The sequence below is a fragment of the Phenylobacterium sp. genome, assembly GCF_041920015.1.
Classification (GTDB): domain Bacteria; phylum Pseudomonadota; class Alphaproteobacteria; order Caulobacterales; family Caulobacteraceae; genus Phenylobacterium.
Genome location: NZ_JAYRST010000018.1, coordinates 1 through 14,737 on the forward strand (window position 1 = coordinate 1; position 14,737 = coordinate 14,737).

A 14,737-nucleotide genomic window follows, 5' to 3' on the forward strand; every position below is an offset into this window, starting at 1 on the left:
TCGTCGGGGCGGATATCGTCGCGTCCCGGTAGCCGCCCACCCTCGCGAAGCCGCGCCCAATAGGCGTACAGCTCCTCATGCGCGCGAGCGGCCGCCGCCGAAGCCCCCATCTGTGCGGCCATGTTCAGATTCCTTAACAACCCCTTGGAATCACGACGAATCACTTATCGCCCGAAGGGTGATTCTCGGGCAAGGACAAATCCTAACGCCCGGCAATAAATCGGGCCGAAAGGTGGCGCGGCTGCACCATGGAGGGCCGCGCTCAGGGCAAAGAAAAAGCCCGCCGTCGCCGGCGGGCCTTTCCGGTCGGCGCGAAGCCTCTGCGACTATTTGGCGCGCTTGCGAGGCGCCTGGCGGCCACCTTGGCCGAGGCCCATCTGCTTGGCCAGGTCCGAACGCGCCTTGGCGTAGTTCGGCGCGACCATCGGATAATCTTTCGGCAGCCCCCACTTCGCGCGGTATTCCTCGGGGCTCATATTGTATTTCGTGCGCAGGTGGCGCTTCAGAGACTTGAACTTGCGGCCGTCTTCCAGGCAGACCAGATGATCTGGCGTGATCGAACGGCGAACCGGAACCGCCGGTTCTTTCGGCGTGGCTTCCTGAACGTCGGATCCTGTTGAAATACCGGCAAGCGCGCGATGAACGCTCTGGATCAGATTAGGGAGATCGGCCGCCGCGACCGAATTGTTCCCGACATACGCGGAAACAATATCCGCCGTCATCTCAATGACTTCCGATTTCTCGTCCATATTTCTCGGTTCCGTGGCGCAGTTGCACCAAGCTGGGGGATCACTGATTCAAAACGTCAGTGATCGCGTTAATATCTGGAACCCAATTCAAGCACAAGAGTCGAATAGGCGGCTGTTCTTCACCGAACAGGCATACAATCAAGTCTAGGCGCCGCACTGCACCAATCGGTTGAATGACGCACCACTATTCCGGGGACCATAGATCCCTGGCCGGCGTCATCAACCGCCGAAGTCCTTTGAAAAGGCCAGCATCGCCGCACGCTGCGCGGTCGAGTATTCGTCGATCGTATCTTCGTCGCCGTCGCGGATTGCGCGCAGCAACGCCGGCGTCAGGGCCGAGGTCAGCGACCAGTTCCAATAGCGCAGCACCGTCTGCGCCCGGTCAACGGCGATCGTGTCATAGGCGATCATCGCACGCTCCAGCAGCGTCGAGGGCGCGCCGCCGGCGTCGATCTCCGCGCGCTTGAGCCCGCGCCAGAGCGCCCGGATCGCCTGCTTGGGCAGGCCCGTGGCCTTGCAGAGGATGGCCAGCGGCTCGCCGCCCGGATCGGTGAAGATCTTGGCGCCCGTCATCGGTTTCAGGCCGGCCAGGTAGGAAATCTCTTCGGCGATCTCGCGGGTGAGGCCGTCCTGGGCGGCGGCCACCGCGGCCTCGAGATTCTCGAACGGGCTCCGCTCCAGCGCCGCGCGATTGCGCTGGCGCCGTTCGATGAACTGAAGCGCCTTGCGCGACAGCGGGTCCTGCCACTTCTCCGCCGCGGCCATCGGGAAGATGTCGCTGGTGACCTCCTGCAGGACCTCCCGCGAGACGGCGAACCGCTGGAGGATGATCTTGCGCGCCTCGGCGTCGGCCCACCAGAACAGGACATAGGCGTGCGCGGGCCGCAGCTCGGACCGGCGCAGCAGCAGGGTCGTCAGCCGCGGGTCGCCGCGGGTCATCGCCACCACCGCCTCGATCCCGCCGTTGGAGAACCGCGCGTCCTCGTTGCGCAACAGGCACTCCAGCACCAGCACCTCGCCGAACTCGACCAGGGCGTCGCAGACGACCTCGCTCACGCTGCGCCGCAGGGCGATCAGCCGCCGGTGCTCCAGGTTCATCAGCCGCGCGCAGTCCAGCAGGTCGGCGTCCGACAGGCCGGCGGCGTTGACCAGCAGCTCCTCGGCGATATCGACCTCGTCGCGCAGCAGCAGCCGCACGAGGCAGTTCGGAATCTCGGTCAGGCCGGCGATGCGCCGGCCGACCTTCTTGCGCTCCTCCGGCTCGGCCTCGCGCAGCAGGTCGACCAGCAGGTCGGCGGTCATCGCCCGCTCGAAGGCGTTGACCCTCGACATGGGCAGGCACACCACGTCGGCTAGGCGCTTGAGCAGCGCCGCGCGCGCCCGCGAAGGCGTGGGCGTCTCGACACTGGACTCGGGCGACGGCAGGTTCATGCGATCTCGGAGCCTATACCTGCCGATATCGAATCACACGCCGCTTAACCGGTCGTTCACTTGAACGTCGGCGCCGTCCAATGGTCCCAGATGTCCGGCAGGTCGCTGGAGACCTTGTTCGGAAAGGCCGCCGGCCGCTTTTCGAGGAACGACATCACCCCCTCGCGCGCATCGCCCATCCGCCCGCGCAGATGGATGCCGCGGCTGTCGGCGCGATGGGCCTCCATCGGATGCGAGGCCCCGGCCATCCGCCAGATCAGTTGCCGTGTCAGGGCGATGGAGACCGGAGCGGTGTTGTCGACGATCTCGCGCGCCAGCGCCCGGGCGGCCGGCAGCAGTTCGTCGGGCGCGTGCAGCGAGCGGACCAGCCCCTTGTCGAACGCCTCCTGCGCCGGGAACACCCGGCCGGTGTAGCACCACTCCAGCGCGGTCTGGACGCCGACCAGCCGCGGCAGGAACCAGGACGAGGCCGCCTCCGGATTGAGGCCGCGCCGCGCGAACACCAGCCCGAACCGCGCCTCGGTCGAGGCCAGGCGAATGTCCATCGGCAACTGCATGGTCACGCCCACGCCCACCGCCGGGCCGTTGATCGCCCCGATCACCGGCTTGAGGCTGTCATAGATGCGCAAGGTGACGAGGCCCCCGCCATCGCGCTGCACGCCGTCCGGCCGGCGCGCCGCCAGATCCTCGCCGCCGCGCTTGTCGTAGTCGAAAGTGTCGCCGCCCGAGGAAAGATCGGCTCCGGCGCAGAACCCGCGGCCCGCGCCTGTGACGATCACCGCCCTCACCGCATCATCGCCGTCGGTCTCGTCGAACACGGCGATCAGGTCCTTCATCATCTGGGTGTTGAAGGCGTTGAGCTTGTCGGGCCGGTTGAGGGTGACGGTCGCCACCCCGTCGGTCACGTCATAGGCCAGGGTCTCGAAACTGGGCGCCGTCATGAAGTCCTCCGCTGATTTTCGATCAATCGGGCGCGCTTGACGGACGGTCCGTCAAGGCCCGCATACTCGCCTTAACAACGATAACTTTGGGAGGAGGTCCGAGGCCCCGCAGAGGGTCCGGCCGCCAAGAGGAAGACTCCATGCATCCGGCCACGCACGCCAAGACCCATCCCGACCGCGCCGCCTACATCATGGCCGGCTCGGGCGAGACCGTGACCTACCGCCAGCTCGACGAGCGGTCGAACCAGGGGGCGCAGCTCTTCCGCTCGCTTGGCCTGCAGACCGGCGACGTGATCGCCATCCTCATGGAAAACAATCCGCGGTTCTTCGAGATCGCCTGGGCCGCCCAGCGCGCCGGCCTCTACTACGCCTGCATCTCGTCCAAACTCACGGCCGGCGAGATCGAGTACATCATGCACGACTGCGAGGCCAAGCTGCTGGTCACCTCGCCCGGCGTTGGCCCGGTCGTGGACGAACTGCCGCCACGCCTGCCCGGCGTGAAGCTCTACATGGTCGGCCAGGCCCGCGCCCCCTACGAAAGCTTCGAGGCCGCCCGCGAGCGCCAGCCCGCCACGCCCATCGCCGACGAGAGCGGCGGCGCCGACATGCTCTATTCCTCGGGCACCACAGGACGGCCCAAGGGCATCAAGCCGCCGCTGACCGGCGCGCCGATCGACACCCCCAACGCCCTGGCCATGATGGCCGAGAGCCTGTTCGGCTTCCGCAGCGACAGCATCTACCTCTCGCCCGCCCCGCTCTATCACGCCGCGCCCCTGCGCTGGTGCATGAGCGTCCACCGCCTGGGCGGTACGGTCGTGGTGATGGAGAAGTTCGATCCCGAGGACGCCCTGGCCTTGATCCAGAAGCACCGGATCGACGTCGGCCAGTTTGTTCCCACCCATTTCGTACGGATGCTGAAGCTGCCGGAGGAGGTGCGCGCCCGCTACGACGTCTCGTCCCTGCGCTCGGCCATCCACGCCGCGGCCCCCTGCCCGATCCCGATCAAGGAGCAGATGATGGCCTGGTGGGGACCGGTGATCCACGAATACTACGCCGGCAGCGAGGGCAACGGCTTCTGCTACATCGGCCCGCATGACTGGCTGACCCACAAGGGTTCGGTCGGGCGCGGCACGACGGCCGAGGTCAAGATCGTCGGCGAGGACGGCGAGGCCCTGCCTCCGCGCAACGAAGGCGTCGTCTATTTCGCCGGCGGCACGCCGCTGACCTATCACAACGCCCCTGACAAGGTGGCCGAGAACACCAACAAGCACGGCTGGACCACGCTGGGCGATGTCGGCTGGCTGGACGAGGAAGGCTTCCTCTACCTGACCGACCGCAAGAGCTTCATGATCATCTCCGGCGGGGTGAACATCTATCCGCAGGAGATCGAGAACCTGCTGGTCACCCACCCGAAGGTGGCCGACGCCGCCGTGGTCGGCGCCCCCGACGAGGAGATGGGCGAGAAGGTGGTGGCCGTCATCCAGCCGATGGACTGGGACGCCGCCGGCGAGGAGCTGAAGGCCGAACTCGCCGCCTATTGCCGTGCCAACCTCTCCCACGTGAAGTCGCCGCGCGTCATCGAGTTCATGGCCGAACTGCCGCGCCACCCGACTGGCAAGCTCTACAAGCGCCTGATCCGCGACGCCTACTGGGGCAAGGAAGGCTCGCGGATCGTGTAGCGGCCGCACTGAACGGGTTCTTAGTCTTGGCCCGATAGGATTTTTGCCGACTTCGATCAGGACCGACCTGATCGACGGCGCGCAAAATTTCGCTCAACCGCAAAGGCGCCCACGTAAATGAATCCGCCGACGGCCGATACGATCACGTCCGATCTTGTCGACTTCAAGTTCCCGGTCATCGGCTTCACACCCGACCGGGAAATCTGGGGATTTCCCGACCGCAGGTCGCTCACGACCTGCGGCTCCCAGACTCTCAACGAGAATATCCCGGCGGGTATGGAGTTGATCGGCGCCGATGGGGCCAGGTTCCAGGTCACGGCGATCCACGACAAGGGGCGAGCCGGCTCCCCACTCTCCCGGTTGGTAAAGGGACTGCTTTCGGGGCGGCAGTATCGGATCGAATACAGCCTCGTCCCCCTTGCGCAGGCGTCGCTGGACGATGTGAAAAAGCTGGCGCGCCAGTCGCTTGACGCCTTCCCTGACGACTACTGCCTCGGGGAAGACCCGGAGACGGTCCTGCCGCCACTACTGGCCTCGCTGCAGGCGGCGCGCAGCGCCGAGGAGATTTTCACGCTCCTCGGGCTGGACAGCTTCGAATCCTACTGAACTCAGACCTGGGCTGGCGAGACCGCTCCCGCCGACGATCAGTAAGCCCGCCCGATCAGGATTTCCTCCACGCCCGGCTTGCCGGTGAAGACACACGGCCCGAACGTCGCCGGCTGGTCGGTGGGGGCGTTGCGCAGGGTGAGCTTCAGCGCCTTCAGCCGCTCGACCACCGCCTCCAACTCATCGCCCGTCGGACGGCTCCAGGATGCGCGCACCCAGCCCTTGAAGGCGGCGGTCTCTTCATCCTCGTCCGACACCTGGCCGAAATATTCGGCCACCTGGTCGAAGGTCGTCAGATCGGTGCGGACATTAGCCTCCAGCCGCGCCTTGGCCTCGTCGAACAGCGCCTGCTGGATTTGCGCCAGCAGGGACGGCGCGTTCGCGACGAATTCGTCGCGCGGCGCCTGGTGCGACTTGACCTTGTCGCCGTCGCGCAGCGCGTCGCGGCGCATGTAGCTGACCTGGCCGCCGGCCGCATCGCGCGGGCCGAGCTCGATGATGATCGGCGCGCCGCGGCGCACCCAGTTCCAGCGCTTGTCGGCCGACTTCTGGTCGCGGTCGTCCAGCAGGGCGCGGATCGGCTCGCCCAAGGCGAACTGGGCGTTCAGGTCCTGCACCAGCGCCTTGGCGAAGGCCAGGACCGCGGCGTCCTCCTCCTTGCCGCGCAGCATCGGCACCACGACGATCTGGCGCGGGGCGATGGCCGGCGGCAGGCGCAGGCCGTCGTCGTCGCCGTGGGTCATGATGACGCCGCCGATCAGCCGGGTGGAAACGCCCCAGCTCGAGGTGTGGCAGAACTCCATCTCGCCGCTGTCGCTCTGGTAGCGGATGTTCTGGGCGTGGGCGAAGCTGGTCCCCAGATAGTGCGAGGTGCCGGCCTGGAGCGCCTTGCCGTCCTGCATCATGGCTTCGATCGAAAAGGTGTTGGCCGCGCCGGGGAACCGCTCGTTCTCCGGCTTCTCGCCGGCGATCACCGGCATGGCCAGGACGCTTTCGGAGAATTCCCGGTACATCTCCAGCGCCTCCAGGGTCGAGGCCAGGGCCTCTTCGCCCGATGAGTGCGCGGTATGCCCCTCCTGCCAGAGGAACTCCGAGGTGCGCAGGAACAGGCGCGTGCGCATCTCCCAGCGGACCACATTGGCCCACTGGTTGATCTTCAGCGGCAGGTCCCGATAGCTCTTCACCCAGCGCGAGAAGGCGTCGCCGATAATGGTCTCCGAGGTCGGACGAACGATCAGCGGCTCTTCCAGCTTCGCCTCGGGATCGGGCTGCAGCTTGCCGTCGATGCTCTTGAGGCGATGGTGCGTCACCACCGCCATCTCCTTGGCGAACCCCTCGACGTGCTCGGCTTCCTTGGTGAAGAAGCTCAGCGGGATGAACAGCGGGAAATAGGCGTTGTCGACGCCCATCTCCTTGATGCGGCGGTCCATGACCTGCTGGATGCGTTCCCAGACGCCGTAGCCCCACGGCTTGATGATCATGGAGCCGCGAACCGGGCTGACTTCGGCCATGTCCGCCTCGCGGACGATCGCCTGGTACCAGTCGGGGAAGGTCGACCTGTTGCCGGTCATCCGGCTGACGCTGAGAGCTCGTTGCATGGGCCGCTCTTTAAAGTTCCTGGCGGCGACGTAAAGGCGTTGCTCGCCCTCAGCCAGATGCTAGACCTCGAACATCTGTTTCAATCGAATTGGGAGCAAACGATGAACCCGGTGGAGTTCAAGGACCTGCCCGGCCTGGTGGGTCAGGAAGTCGGCGTGTCGGACTGGCTGGAAATCACCCAGGAGCGCGTCAACCAGTTCGCCGAAGCCACCGGCGACCATCAGTGGATCCACGTCGACGTCGAGCGCGCGACCAAGGAGATCGGCGGCCCGATCGCCCACGGCTACCTGACCCTGTCGCTGATCCCGTTCCTGGGCGCCGGCATGCTGCCGATCAAGGGCGTGACCCGCGGCATCAACTACGGCTCCGACAAGGTGCGCTTCATCAACATGGTCCGGGTCGGCAAGCGCGTGCGCATGCGCCAGAAGCTGATCGGCGCCGAGCCCAAGGCCGGCGGCATGCAACTGAAGAACGAGTGCACCATCGAGATCGAAGGCGAGGCCAAGCCCGCCTGCATCGCCGAGACCATCTCGGTCGTCTACGGCGCGTAAGGACTCCTATCCTCCCCCATCACGATGGGGGAGGACCTGAAGCGCCCGCGCCCCTGACTCCTACGGCGAAACCGCCTCCTCCGCCGAGGCCGCTCGCGCGCCCGTCACCGGCTCGAAATGCGCCACCGTCACCGGCGCCAGCGGATCGTCCATCAGGGCGATGGTCTCGCGGATGTACTTGGCGTGGGTGACGATGCCGATCTCCAGGCGCTCGTTGTTCAACTCCACCTGCTGGGTCAGCAGCCCGGCGATGAACTGCACGTCCTGGCCGTTCTCGGTCGCGCCAACCCGGCGGCGCGCGGCCTGGGACATGAACACCGGCCCGCCGGAATTGCCCGGGAACACCGTGAAGTCGAGCAGGAAGGTCGGGAAGCTCCTGGCCGGCGCGATCGGGAACGAAGCCACCCGCCCCGAGCGCAGGATCGGGAAACCCGCCTGGTTCGCCGCCAGGCCGCGGGGGAAGCCCAGGGCCATCATCTCGTCGCCCGCCCCGACCTGGTTGGCCTGGAAGGTGTCGTCCTGGGCGAGCCAGTCCAGCGGGATCGCCGCCTTGGCGAAGGCGTCCGGCGCGGTGATCGACATCACCGCCACGTCGCGCGACGGATGCTGGGTCCACAGCTTCTTGCCGTCGCCGTCGCGGATCTTCAGCGGCTGGGGCGAATAGCTCCAGGTCCCGTCGGCGTTCTCGATGCGATAGCCGATGCGCGCGTCCTGGCCCGGCATCTTGGAAAAGACGTGGCCGGCGGTGACCAGCACCGTGCGCGGCGTTCCGTCCGGCGCGATCTCCGAAATCAGGAAGCCCGTGCCGACCGTCCGCGTGCCGTCGCCCAGCGGCTGCTCAAGCTGGACAGTCGCGTGGATCAGCTCGACAGCAAGATCCCAGGCCATGGACGCCCCTACTCAATAAACTCGCATGCTCCCGACATACGAATAGTTGGACCGCGCCTTCGAATAACGCAACGCAATTGGTTCCATGGGATCGCTGCGCCAGATCGCCGCGTGTCCTGCGGGCGACAGTTTGCGGCGATGGACGCTTGAGAGCGGGCCTTGCGCGTCGCATGTAGCGGGGATGAGCGCTCCCAAGCCCCCCGCCGCCCGCCGCGATCCGAAAGTCATCGAACAACTCGGCCGCACCCGCACAGACGACTACGCCTGGATGAAGGACGACAACTGGCGCGAGGTGCTGCGCGATCCCAAGGTCCTGCGCGCCGACATCCGCGAACATCTCGAGGCCGAGAACGCCTACACCGCCGCCATGCTGGCCGGGACCGAGGCCCTGCAGGCCGAACTGTTCGCCGAGATGAAGGGCCGCATCAAGGAGGACGATTCCAGCGTCCCGGCCCCCGACGGCCCCTGGGACTACTATGTCCGCTACGAGATCGGGGCCGAGCATCCGTTGCACGCCCGCCGCCCCCGCGGCCAGGACGGCGGCGAACAGGTCCTGTTGGACGAAGACGCGCTTTCCAAGGGCAAGGCCTTCTTCCAGGTCGGCGCGGCCAGTCACAGTCCCGACCATCGGCTCTACGCCTGGGCCGCCGACGAGCAGGGCTCGGAATACTACGCCATCCGGGTCAAGGACCTGGAGAGCGGCCAGACCCTCGATCACGTCATCGACAGCGCCTATGGCGCCTTCGTCTTCTCGCCCGACAGCCAGTGGATCTTCTGGATCTGGCGCGATGCGAACGCCCGCCCGTCCAAGGTCTTCCGCCGCCCCGCGCGCGGCGGCGATGACGTGCTGGTCTACGAAGAAGCCGACGATGGCATGTTCCTCGGCGTCGGCCTCGCCTCCGACCGCAGCCACCTCATCATCCACGTCGGCAACCAGGAGACCACCGAGATCTCGCTGATCCCGGCCGCCGATCCGACCGCCGCGCCCGTGGTCGCCGAACCGCGCCGCGTCGGGGTCAAGTACGACCTCGACCACTGGTCCGACCGCTGGGTGATCCGCACCAACGACGACGGGGCGGTGGACTTCAAGCTGATGCAGTCGACGGCGGCGATCCCGTCCCGGGCGACCTGGACAGATTTCGTCCCGCACGAGCCGGGCCGCTACATCACCGGCTTCGCCGCCTATGCCGGCCATCTGGCGCGGTTGGAGCGCGTGAACGCCAATGATCGCATCGTCATCATGGCCCGCGGCGGCGAGACCCACGAGATCGCCTTCGACGAGGAAGCCTACGCCCTCTCCCTGGAAGGCGGCCTCGAATACCAGACCAGCGTCCTGCGCTTCGTCTACCAGTCGCCGACCACGCCGCGGCAGTGGTTCGACTACGATATGGACAGCCGTGCGCGGACCCTGCGCAAGACCCAGGAAATCCCCTCCGGCCACGATCCGGCCCGCTACGTCGCCCGGCGGCTCTACGCCACCGCCCAGGACGGGGCGGAAGTTCCCATCACCGTGCTGATGCTGAAGGACACGCCGCTCGACGGCTCGGCACCGTTGCTGCTCTACGGCTACGGCTCCTACGGCCACGCCATGGAGCCGGCCTTCTCGATCCGCAATCTCAGCCTGGTGGACCGCGGCTGGATCTGGGCCGTCGCCCACATCCGCGGCGGGTCGGACAAGGGCTGGGGCTGGTTCCTCGACGGGCGCAAGAACAAGAAGACCAACACCTTCACCGACTTCATCGCCTGCGCCGAACACCTGTCGGCCAGCGGCTACGGCAAGGCCGGGCGCATGGTCGCCTATGGCGGCTCGGCCGGCGGCATGCTGATGGGCGCGGTGGTCAACCTGCGCCCCGATCTCTGGAGCGGGATCATCGCCGCCGTGCCGTTCGTCGACGTGCTCAACACCATGAGCGACACCTCCCTGCCCCTCACACCGCCCGAATGGCCCGAATGGGGCAATCCGCTGGAGGACGCCCAGGCCTACGACAAGATCGCCAGCTACAGCCCCTACGACCAGGTCGCCGCCAAGCCCTATCCGCCGATCCTCGCCACCGGCGGCCTCTCCGACCCGCGCGTCACCTATTGGGAGCCGCAGAAGTGGGTGGCCAGGCTGCGCGAAAGAACCACGGGCGATGCGCCGATCCTGCTCAAGATCAACATGGAGGCCGGCCACGGCGGCGCCTCGGGCCGTTTCGACTTCCTCAAGGAGATCGCCCTCGACTACGCCTTCGCCATCTGGGCGCAGCAGCGGGGCTGGGAGCGGTGATCGTCAGGGCCTCGACCGCGCACGACGCTCCGGCCCTGGCCGCCATCTACGGCCATCACGTGCTGCACGGTTTCGGGACCTTCGAGGAAGTCCCGCCGAGCGCCGAGGAGATGGCCGCCCGCCGCCAGGCCGTGGCCGAACGCGGCCTGCCCCATCTCGTCGCCGAGCAGGCGGGCGAGGTGCTGGGCTTCGCCTACGCCGCCCCGTTCCGCCCGCGCGCGGCCTATCGCTACACGGTCGAGGACAGCGTCTATGTCGCCCCAGGGGCCATCGGCCGCGGCGTCGGCAAGGCGATGCTCTCAGCCGTCCTGCGCGACTGCGAGGCCTTCGGGGTCCGCCAGGTGGTCGCGGTGATCGGCGACTCGCAGAACGCCGGCTCCATCGCCCTGCACTCGGGCCTTGGCTTCGAGCATGCCGGCGTCGGCCGCTCGCTCGGCTGGAAGCACGGCCGCTGGGTCGACATCGTCTGGATGCGCAAACCGCTCAACGGCGGCGACGCGACCGCGCCTGAAGTTCCCGGCATGATTCTGGGCGGCGCATAACCAAACCTGCCGCTCACGCCGGAACGTGCAACCCTGACGATGACGGAAGAACGTGGCTGGGGAACTAGGAGGTGGGTCGCCAGTCAGAAAACAACACAAAATCAATCCGCCTTGTAGGCGCGACTTCTAGGTTCGGATCGTTTGTGACATCGTTTTGGATGTTCGCCAAGGCGTCAGCACACAAGCCTTCCACGTCCAGAACAGATCACCTCTCGCGCTTGTCACGAAGATCGCTGATCAGACCGTTCCAATACCGGACGTATTCAAAGTGCTTCTGCCGGGTGATCCACGCTTTGTTTTGGGGGTCGATAGGATCGCCACCAAGTATGACAGGCTTGATCTCCACCAACTCCATACCCCGAGTTCGCCCGCTGCTAGACGGACTCATTGGGTGTCCGCCAGTTTCGCGAATAAATGGATGAAATCCTCGGCTATAGGCGTCGCGTAGCGGCGTTCCATTCCTATGAATGGCAACTGAACTATGGGGAGCCCGGCTAATTGGGTGTCGAAGCCATAGCCTTCGCCGCCGCCATTCGAGCCGAATAGGATGATGCCGGGGGCATACTTGGCAACTTCGTATTCTCGGTTGAAATCAACCAAATCCTCAGCCCGCCACAAGACGACGTAGCTATCTCCAACGAAGCCCTCGCCACCATTGTGCTGTCGAAGGAACGAGAGATAGCTAGGGGGCAGAGCGACGCCCAACCCGGAGGTTAGGCCCGCGATGACATCGGAATCGCCGGGCGGATCAAGTTGCCCTTCTGTGAGCCTATAGCTGATGGCCGTTGCTCCTTCAGACATGGCTCCAAGGTAGCTTAGAATCGGTCTTCCACAACGGGCGGGCGCCGGTGCCCATCATCAGGCCGCCTTGGCGATGCGGTAGAAACTCGCCCGGCTGATGTTGGTGAGCTTCATGATCTCCGCAGGCTTGCACCCTGCCCCGATCAGGCGGTGAACCTCGGCGGCCTTGGCGCGGGCGGTCGGCGCCCGGCCCTTGAACTTGCCCTCGGCCTTCGCCTTGGCGATCCCGGCGCGCTGGCGTTCCAGCATGATCTCGCGCTCGAAGGAGGCCACGGCGCCCATGAGCGTGAGCAACAGCTTCCCGGTCGCGCTGTTGGTGTCGATGTTCATCGACAGCAGCCGAACCCGAACGCCGCGCTGCGTCAGTTCCTCGACGATGCGGAGCAGTTCGGTCGTGCTGCGCGCGAGCCGGTCGGGCTTGGTGCAGACGAACTCGTCGCCATCACGGAGGAACTGAAGCGCGGCCTGAAGCTGCGGGCGGGCCGCGTCAACGCTCGAAACCTGCTCGGAGAAGATACGGGTGCAGCCCGCCGCCTTCAGTTCAGCAATCTGGTCATCAAGGCCCGCGTGTTGATCGGCGGTCGAAGTGCGCGCGTATCCGATCACGACACCGGAGGATGTATTCTCAGTGGACATAATGACTTTGTGAGACGGATTGTCTCAAAAGTCAAGTCGAGAGTCATGTGAGACGATTTGCCAGTGTCGCGTGAGACCATGATTTGTGAGACGTTGAAACGTGGCCACGACCCACATGCGACGATCAAGCATTCCGTCTTGCGGCGGCGACCAAGCACGCGACCGTGGCGATGAGACCGACCAATGCCCCGAGACCCACGAGGGCGGCGACTTCAAAAATGCCGGGCGCAATCTGCTTGAGCGTGGGCGCCGCAGGCAAGCGTTGAATGGTCTCAGCCATATGGAAGCTATTCATTGCACCCGTCAGAAGCCCTACGCCGGGGCCAGCAAGGCCCAACGTTGAAACCAGACGATACAACGAGACGCTGTTAGAGTTGTTGGCGCGGAAAATCAGAGCGGTAGACAATATGATCAACGGAATGACGGAGATCAGAGCGATCAGCACGATCTTCTGGGGCAGGGCGGCATTGGAAAAAACTGAAAACAACTCTTGATGAAACATGTATTTCTTCCTGATGCGCCGCGTTCCTTGTTGAACAAGGAAGTAAAGTTCTATATGGGTTATATTCACGCCAACCCATAGAGATTAGCAATATCCGTTCGTGGCAGCGAGTCATCAAAGACCCTTCGCCATCGCCTCTCGCGCCCGATCATTCGCCTTGTTGAGCGTATCACCTTAAACGCGCCGAGCGTCGGCATCCTTCCGATCCGCAGCCTGAAGGCGCCGAGACCGCTCCTGCCCGGCAGGCAGTGCGCGAGCCGAAGCCTTCAGGTCCGCGACCTTCGCCTGCTTGGAGCGCAGCGTCCGCAGCGCATCCGCAGTCCTCTCGGTCTGCTTCCACACTTCGGCGGCGGCGCCCGCTTCGACGATCTCCCGGTAGCGCATCGGATCGCAGTCAGAACCGGAGATCACGGAGCCGCGCCAACTCGGCGGGATCGTCAGCAGCATCGGCGAAGATGCGGTCGATCTCCGCTTGGGCGGCGGCGTGCGAATGGCGCAGGTGCGCCAGATAGGCGTTCAGGTAGCCCGAAGGGAACGCGCCGTTCCGACCCTTCAGCATCAGGTCTTCGACGCTGAACGGCGTTGGCGACGGATCGTGCTCACTTCGCATGGGGCGCCTCGTCGAGCAAGGCCAGCAGCACCTTCGCCGCCAAGTCCGGGTGGCCTTCCGCGAGCAGTCGCTTCCGTAGATGGATTGCAGTCTCGGCAGGTAGCGGCTTCGCCCAGCAGGTCGTGGCGAAGTTGTGGGAACGCCCCGCCCACTGCTCGCTCCAACTCCTCATCGACTCTGTCAAATCTCGCTCGAACATTTCATTGTAAATCTCACCAACAACCATTCTTCACCTCCGCTCAACATGGTATTTATGCTGAGCGATCCAGAATGATTTAGGCCGGTAGGCGGGCATACCGCTAAAGTGAACCTCAAGACTAAATAGGTTCACTATGCCGAACTACTTGGACGATCAGAGCTTCGAGTCGCGTTTCAACATGACGCGCCGCTCGGCCTATTCCCGCTGGCTGAACGATCCGACGTTGAACGTCGCTATGACGTTGAACTTCAACCGACCCATCTCGCTGGCGAACGCCCGGACGGCCATCGGCCAGTGCTTCGGCAAGGTGGATCGCAAGCTGCTGGGAACGCGGTTCACGCGGCGGCGCAATGACCGCACGACCGGCGTGTTCGTGTTCGAGCACCTGAAGTCCAACCTTCACGCGCACGGCCTGCTGCGGGTTGCGCCGGAGCGGATCGAACGGTTCGGCGAGATGTTCCCGCCGACCCAGCGCGGCCTGTGGTCGGATGTGTGGGCTGGCGGCTCGCAGTGGACGACGAATGCCGACCGTCCCGCCGGATTCGCCTTCTACATGGCCAAGGAACAACACGCCTCGTCCGCCCCCGAGACGATGCTCTTTCTGGAAGACTTCTTCCCGACCGAGGGGTGATGCGACCGCCTCCCTCTCCGCTGCACCAGCATTGGGAACGGACACATCAGACAGTCAGTGCAGCGGCGGGTTCCGACCCCGCATTGGCGAAGCCATGTCTATAACT

General features: G+C 65.3%; 17 protein-coding genes. 6 read left to right on the forward strand and 11 right to left on the reverse strand.

Annotated elements, in window-relative coordinates; translation table 11 throughout:
- Positions 1-326 precede the first annotated feature (326 nt).
- The 3 genes from ACE3TL_RS05850 to ACE3TL_RS05860 form a co-directional block, all read right to left on the reverse strand.
- Positions 327-749: a MucR family transcriptional regulator gene (locus tag ACE3TL_RS05850; RefSeq protein WP_374532170.1), complete on the reverse strand. Its 423-nt coding sequence runs from the start codon at positions 747-749 to the stop codon at positions 327-329.
- A 219-nt stretch (positions 750-968) separates the two neighbouring features.
- The gene (locus ACE3TL_RS05855; RefSeq protein WP_374577788.1) at positions 969-2,180 is read right to left on the reverse strand and encodes a DUF2336 domain-containing protein; all 1,212 of its coding nucleotides are present in this window, start codon (positions 2,178-2,180) and stop codon (positions 969-971) included.
- 56 nt (positions 2,181-2,236) lie between these two features.
- Positions 2,237-3,121: a crotonase/enoyl-CoA hydratase family protein gene (locus ACE3TL_RS05860; RefSeq protein WP_374577789.1), complete on the reverse strand. Its 885-nt coding sequence runs from the start codon at positions 3,119-3,121 to the stop codon at positions 2,237-2,239.
- Between the two features lie 140 nt (positions 3,122-3,261).
- On the opposite strand from ACE3TL_RS05860, the gene ACE3TL_RS05865 reads away from it, so the two are divergent.
- Both ACE3TL_RS05865 and ACE3TL_RS05870 read left to right on the forward strand, forming a co-directional pair.
- Positions 3,262-4,800, forward strand: coding sequence for an acyl-CoA synthetase (locus tag ACE3TL_RS05865; RefSeq protein WP_374577790.1), 1,539 nt, complete (start codon positions 3,262-3,264; stop codon positions 4,798-4,800).
- Between the two features lie 117 nt (positions 4,801-4,917).
- The gene (locus tag ACE3TL_RS05870; protein ID WP_374577791.1) at positions 4,918-5,406 is read left to right on the forward strand and encodes a hypothetical protein; all 489 of its coding nucleotides are present in this window, start codon (positions 4,918-4,920) and stop codon (positions 5,404-5,406) included.
- A 38-nt stretch (positions 5,407-5,444) separates the two neighbouring features.
- Here the strand turns inward: ACE3TL_RS05870 and proS are convergent, their stop codons facing one another.
- Positions 5,445-7,004: a proline--tRNA ligase gene (gene proS / locus ACE3TL_RS05875; protein ID WP_374577792.1), complete on the reverse strand. Its 1,560-nt coding sequence runs from the start codon at positions 7,002-7,004 to the stop codon at positions 5,445-5,447.
- Between the two features lie 102 nt (positions 7,005-7,106).
- Here proS and ACE3TL_RS05880 point away from each other — a divergent pair, with 102 nt between their 5' ends.
- Positions 7,107-7,556 (forward strand): MaoC family dehydratase, encoded by a 450-nt coding sequence (locus tag ACE3TL_RS05880; protein WP_374577793.1) that lies wholly within the window; start codon positions 7,107-7,109, stop codon positions 7,554-7,556.
- A gap of 60 nt (positions 7,557-7,616) precedes the next feature.
- Here the strand turns inward: ACE3TL_RS05880 and ACE3TL_RS05885 are convergent, their stop codons facing one another.
- A complete protein-coding gene (locus ACE3TL_RS05885; protein ID WP_374577794.1) occupies positions 7,617-8,444 on the reverse strand; it encodes a serine protease in 828 nt (275 codons plus the stop codon).
- 181 nt (positions 8,445-8,625) lie between these two features.
- Between ACE3TL_RS05885 and ACE3TL_RS05890 the strand changes: the two genes are divergently transcribed.
- Together ACE3TL_RS05890 and ACE3TL_RS05895 are read left to right on the forward strand one after the other, a co-directional pair.
- The gene (locus ACE3TL_RS05890; protein WP_374577795.1) at positions 8,626-10,710 is read left to right on the forward strand and encodes a S9 family peptidase; all 2,085 of its coding nucleotides are present in this window, start codon (positions 8,626-8,628) and stop codon (positions 10,708-10,710) included.
- Entirely contained in the window at positions 10,710-11,252 is a 543-nt protein-coding gene (locus ACE3TL_RS05895) for an N-acetyltransferase family protein (RefSeq protein WP_374577827.1), read from the forward strand. Before ACE3TL_RS05890 ends, ACE3TL_RS05895 begins: the two co-directional genes overlap by 1 nt.
- Positions 11,253-11,636: 384 nt before the next feature.
- On the opposite strand, the gene ACE3TL_RS05900 is transcribed toward ACE3TL_RS05895, so the two are convergent.
- From ACE3TL_RS05900 to ACE3TL_RS05925, 6 genes are all read right to left on the reverse strand, one after another.
- Positions 11,637-12,053, reverse strand: coding sequence for an SMI1/KNR4 family protein (locus ACE3TL_RS05900; protein WP_374577796.1), 417 nt, complete (start codon positions 12,051-12,053; stop codon positions 11,637-11,639).
- A 57-nt stretch (positions 12,054-12,110) separates the two neighbouring features.
- Entirely contained in the window at positions 12,111-12,659 is a 549-nt protein-coding gene (locus ACE3TL_RS05905; RefSeq protein ID WP_374577797.1) for a recombinase family protein, read from the reverse strand.
- 154 nt (positions 12,660-12,813) lie between these two features.
- Positions 12,814-13,191 (reverse strand): hypothetical protein, encoded by a 378-nt coding sequence (locus ACE3TL_RS05910; protein WP_374577798.1) that lies wholly within the window; start codon positions 13,189-13,191, stop codon positions 12,814-12,816.
- Positions 13,192-13,365: 174 nt separating this feature from the next.
- A complete protein-coding gene (locus ACE3TL_RS05915) occupies positions 13,366-13,638 on the reverse strand; it encodes a hypothetical protein (RefSeq protein WP_374577799.1) in 273 nt (90 codons plus the stop codon).
- Positions 13,586-13,801 carry a hypothetical protein gene (locus tag ACE3TL_RS05920; protein WP_374577800.1) on the reverse strand — a complete coding sequence of 72 codons (216 nt, stop codon included), beginning with the start codon at positions 13,799-13,801 and terminating at the stop codon, positions 13,586-13,588. Before ACE3TL_RS05920 ends, ACE3TL_RS05915 begins: the two co-directional genes overlap by 53 nt.
- Complete coding sequence (locus ACE3TL_RS05925) at positions 13,791-14,027, reverse strand: hypothetical protein (RefSeq protein ID WP_374577801.1); 237 nt, start codon at positions 14,025-14,027, stop codon at positions 13,791-13,793. Before ACE3TL_RS05925 ends, ACE3TL_RS05920 begins: the two co-directional genes overlap by 11 nt.
- Positions 14,028-14,145: 118 nt before the next feature.
- Here ACE3TL_RS05925 and ACE3TL_RS05930 point away from each other — a divergent pair, with 118 nt between their 5' ends.
- Positions 14,146-14,631: a hypothetical protein gene (locus ACE3TL_RS05930; RefSeq protein WP_374577802.1), complete on the forward strand. Its 486-nt coding sequence runs from the start codon at positions 14,146-14,148 to the stop codon at positions 14,629-14,631.
- Positions 14,632-14,737: the final 106 nt, after the last annotated feature.

Excerpts from the sequence above, each read along its gene's own strand:
- ACE3TL_RS05850 (WP_374532170.1), bottom strand. The coding sequence starts at position 749 with ATGGACGAGAAATCGGAAGTCATTGAGATGACGGCGGATATTGTTTCC.
- ACE3TL_RS05855 (WP_374577788.1), bottom strand. The coding sequence starts at position 2,180 with ATGAACCTGCCGTCGCCCGAGTCCAGTGTCGAGACGCCCACGCCTTCG.
- ACE3TL_RS05860 (WP_374577789.1), bottom strand. The coding sequence starts at position 3,121 with ATGACGGCGCCCAGTTTCGAGACCCTGGCCTATGACGTGACCGACGGG.
- ACE3TL_RS05865 (WP_374577790.1), top strand. The coding sequence starts at position 3,262 with ATGCATCCGGCCACGCACGCCAAGACCCATCCCGACCGCGCCGCCTAC.
- ACE3TL_RS05870 (WP_374577791.1), top strand. The coding sequence starts at position 4,918 with ATGAATCCGCCGACGGCCGATACGATCACGTCCGATCTTGTCGACTTC.
- proS (WP_374577792.1), bottom strand. The coding sequence starts at position 7,004 with ATGCAACGAGCTCTCAGCGTCAGCCGGATGACCGGCAACAGGTCGACC.
- ACE3TL_RS05880 (WP_374577793.1), top strand. The coding sequence starts at position 7,107 with ATGAACCCGGTGGAGTTCAAGGACCTGCCCGGCCTGGTGGGTCAGGAA.
- ACE3TL_RS05885 (WP_374577794.1), bottom strand. The coding sequence starts at position 8,444 with ATGGCCTGGGATCTTGCTGTCGAGCTGATCCACGCGACTGTCCAGCTT.
- ACE3TL_RS05890 (WP_374577795.1), top strand. The coding sequence starts at position 8,626 with ATGAGCGCTCCCAAGCCCCCCGCCGCCCGCCGCGATCCGAAAGTCATC.
- ACE3TL_RS05900 (WP_374577796.1), bottom strand. The coding sequence starts at position 12,053 with ATGTCTGAAGGAGCAACGGCCATCAGCTATAGGCTCACAGAAGGGCAA.
- ACE3TL_RS05910 (WP_374577798.1), bottom strand. The coding sequence starts at position 13,191 with ATGTTTCATCAAGAGTTGTTTTCAGTTTTTTCCAATGCCGCCCTGCCC.
- ACE3TL_RS05915 (WP_374577799.1), bottom strand. The coding sequence starts at position 13,638 with ATGCTGCTGACGATCCCGCCGAGTTGGCGCGGCTCCGTGATCTCCGGT.
- ACE3TL_RS05920 (WP_374577800.1), bottom strand. The coding sequence starts at position 13,801 with ATGCGAAGTGAGCACGATCCGTCGCCAACGCCGTTCAGCGTCGAAGAC.
- ACE3TL_RS05925 (WP_374577801.1), bottom strand. The coding sequence starts at position 14,027 with ATGGTTGTTGGTGAGATTTACAATGAAATGTTCGAGCGAGATTTGACA.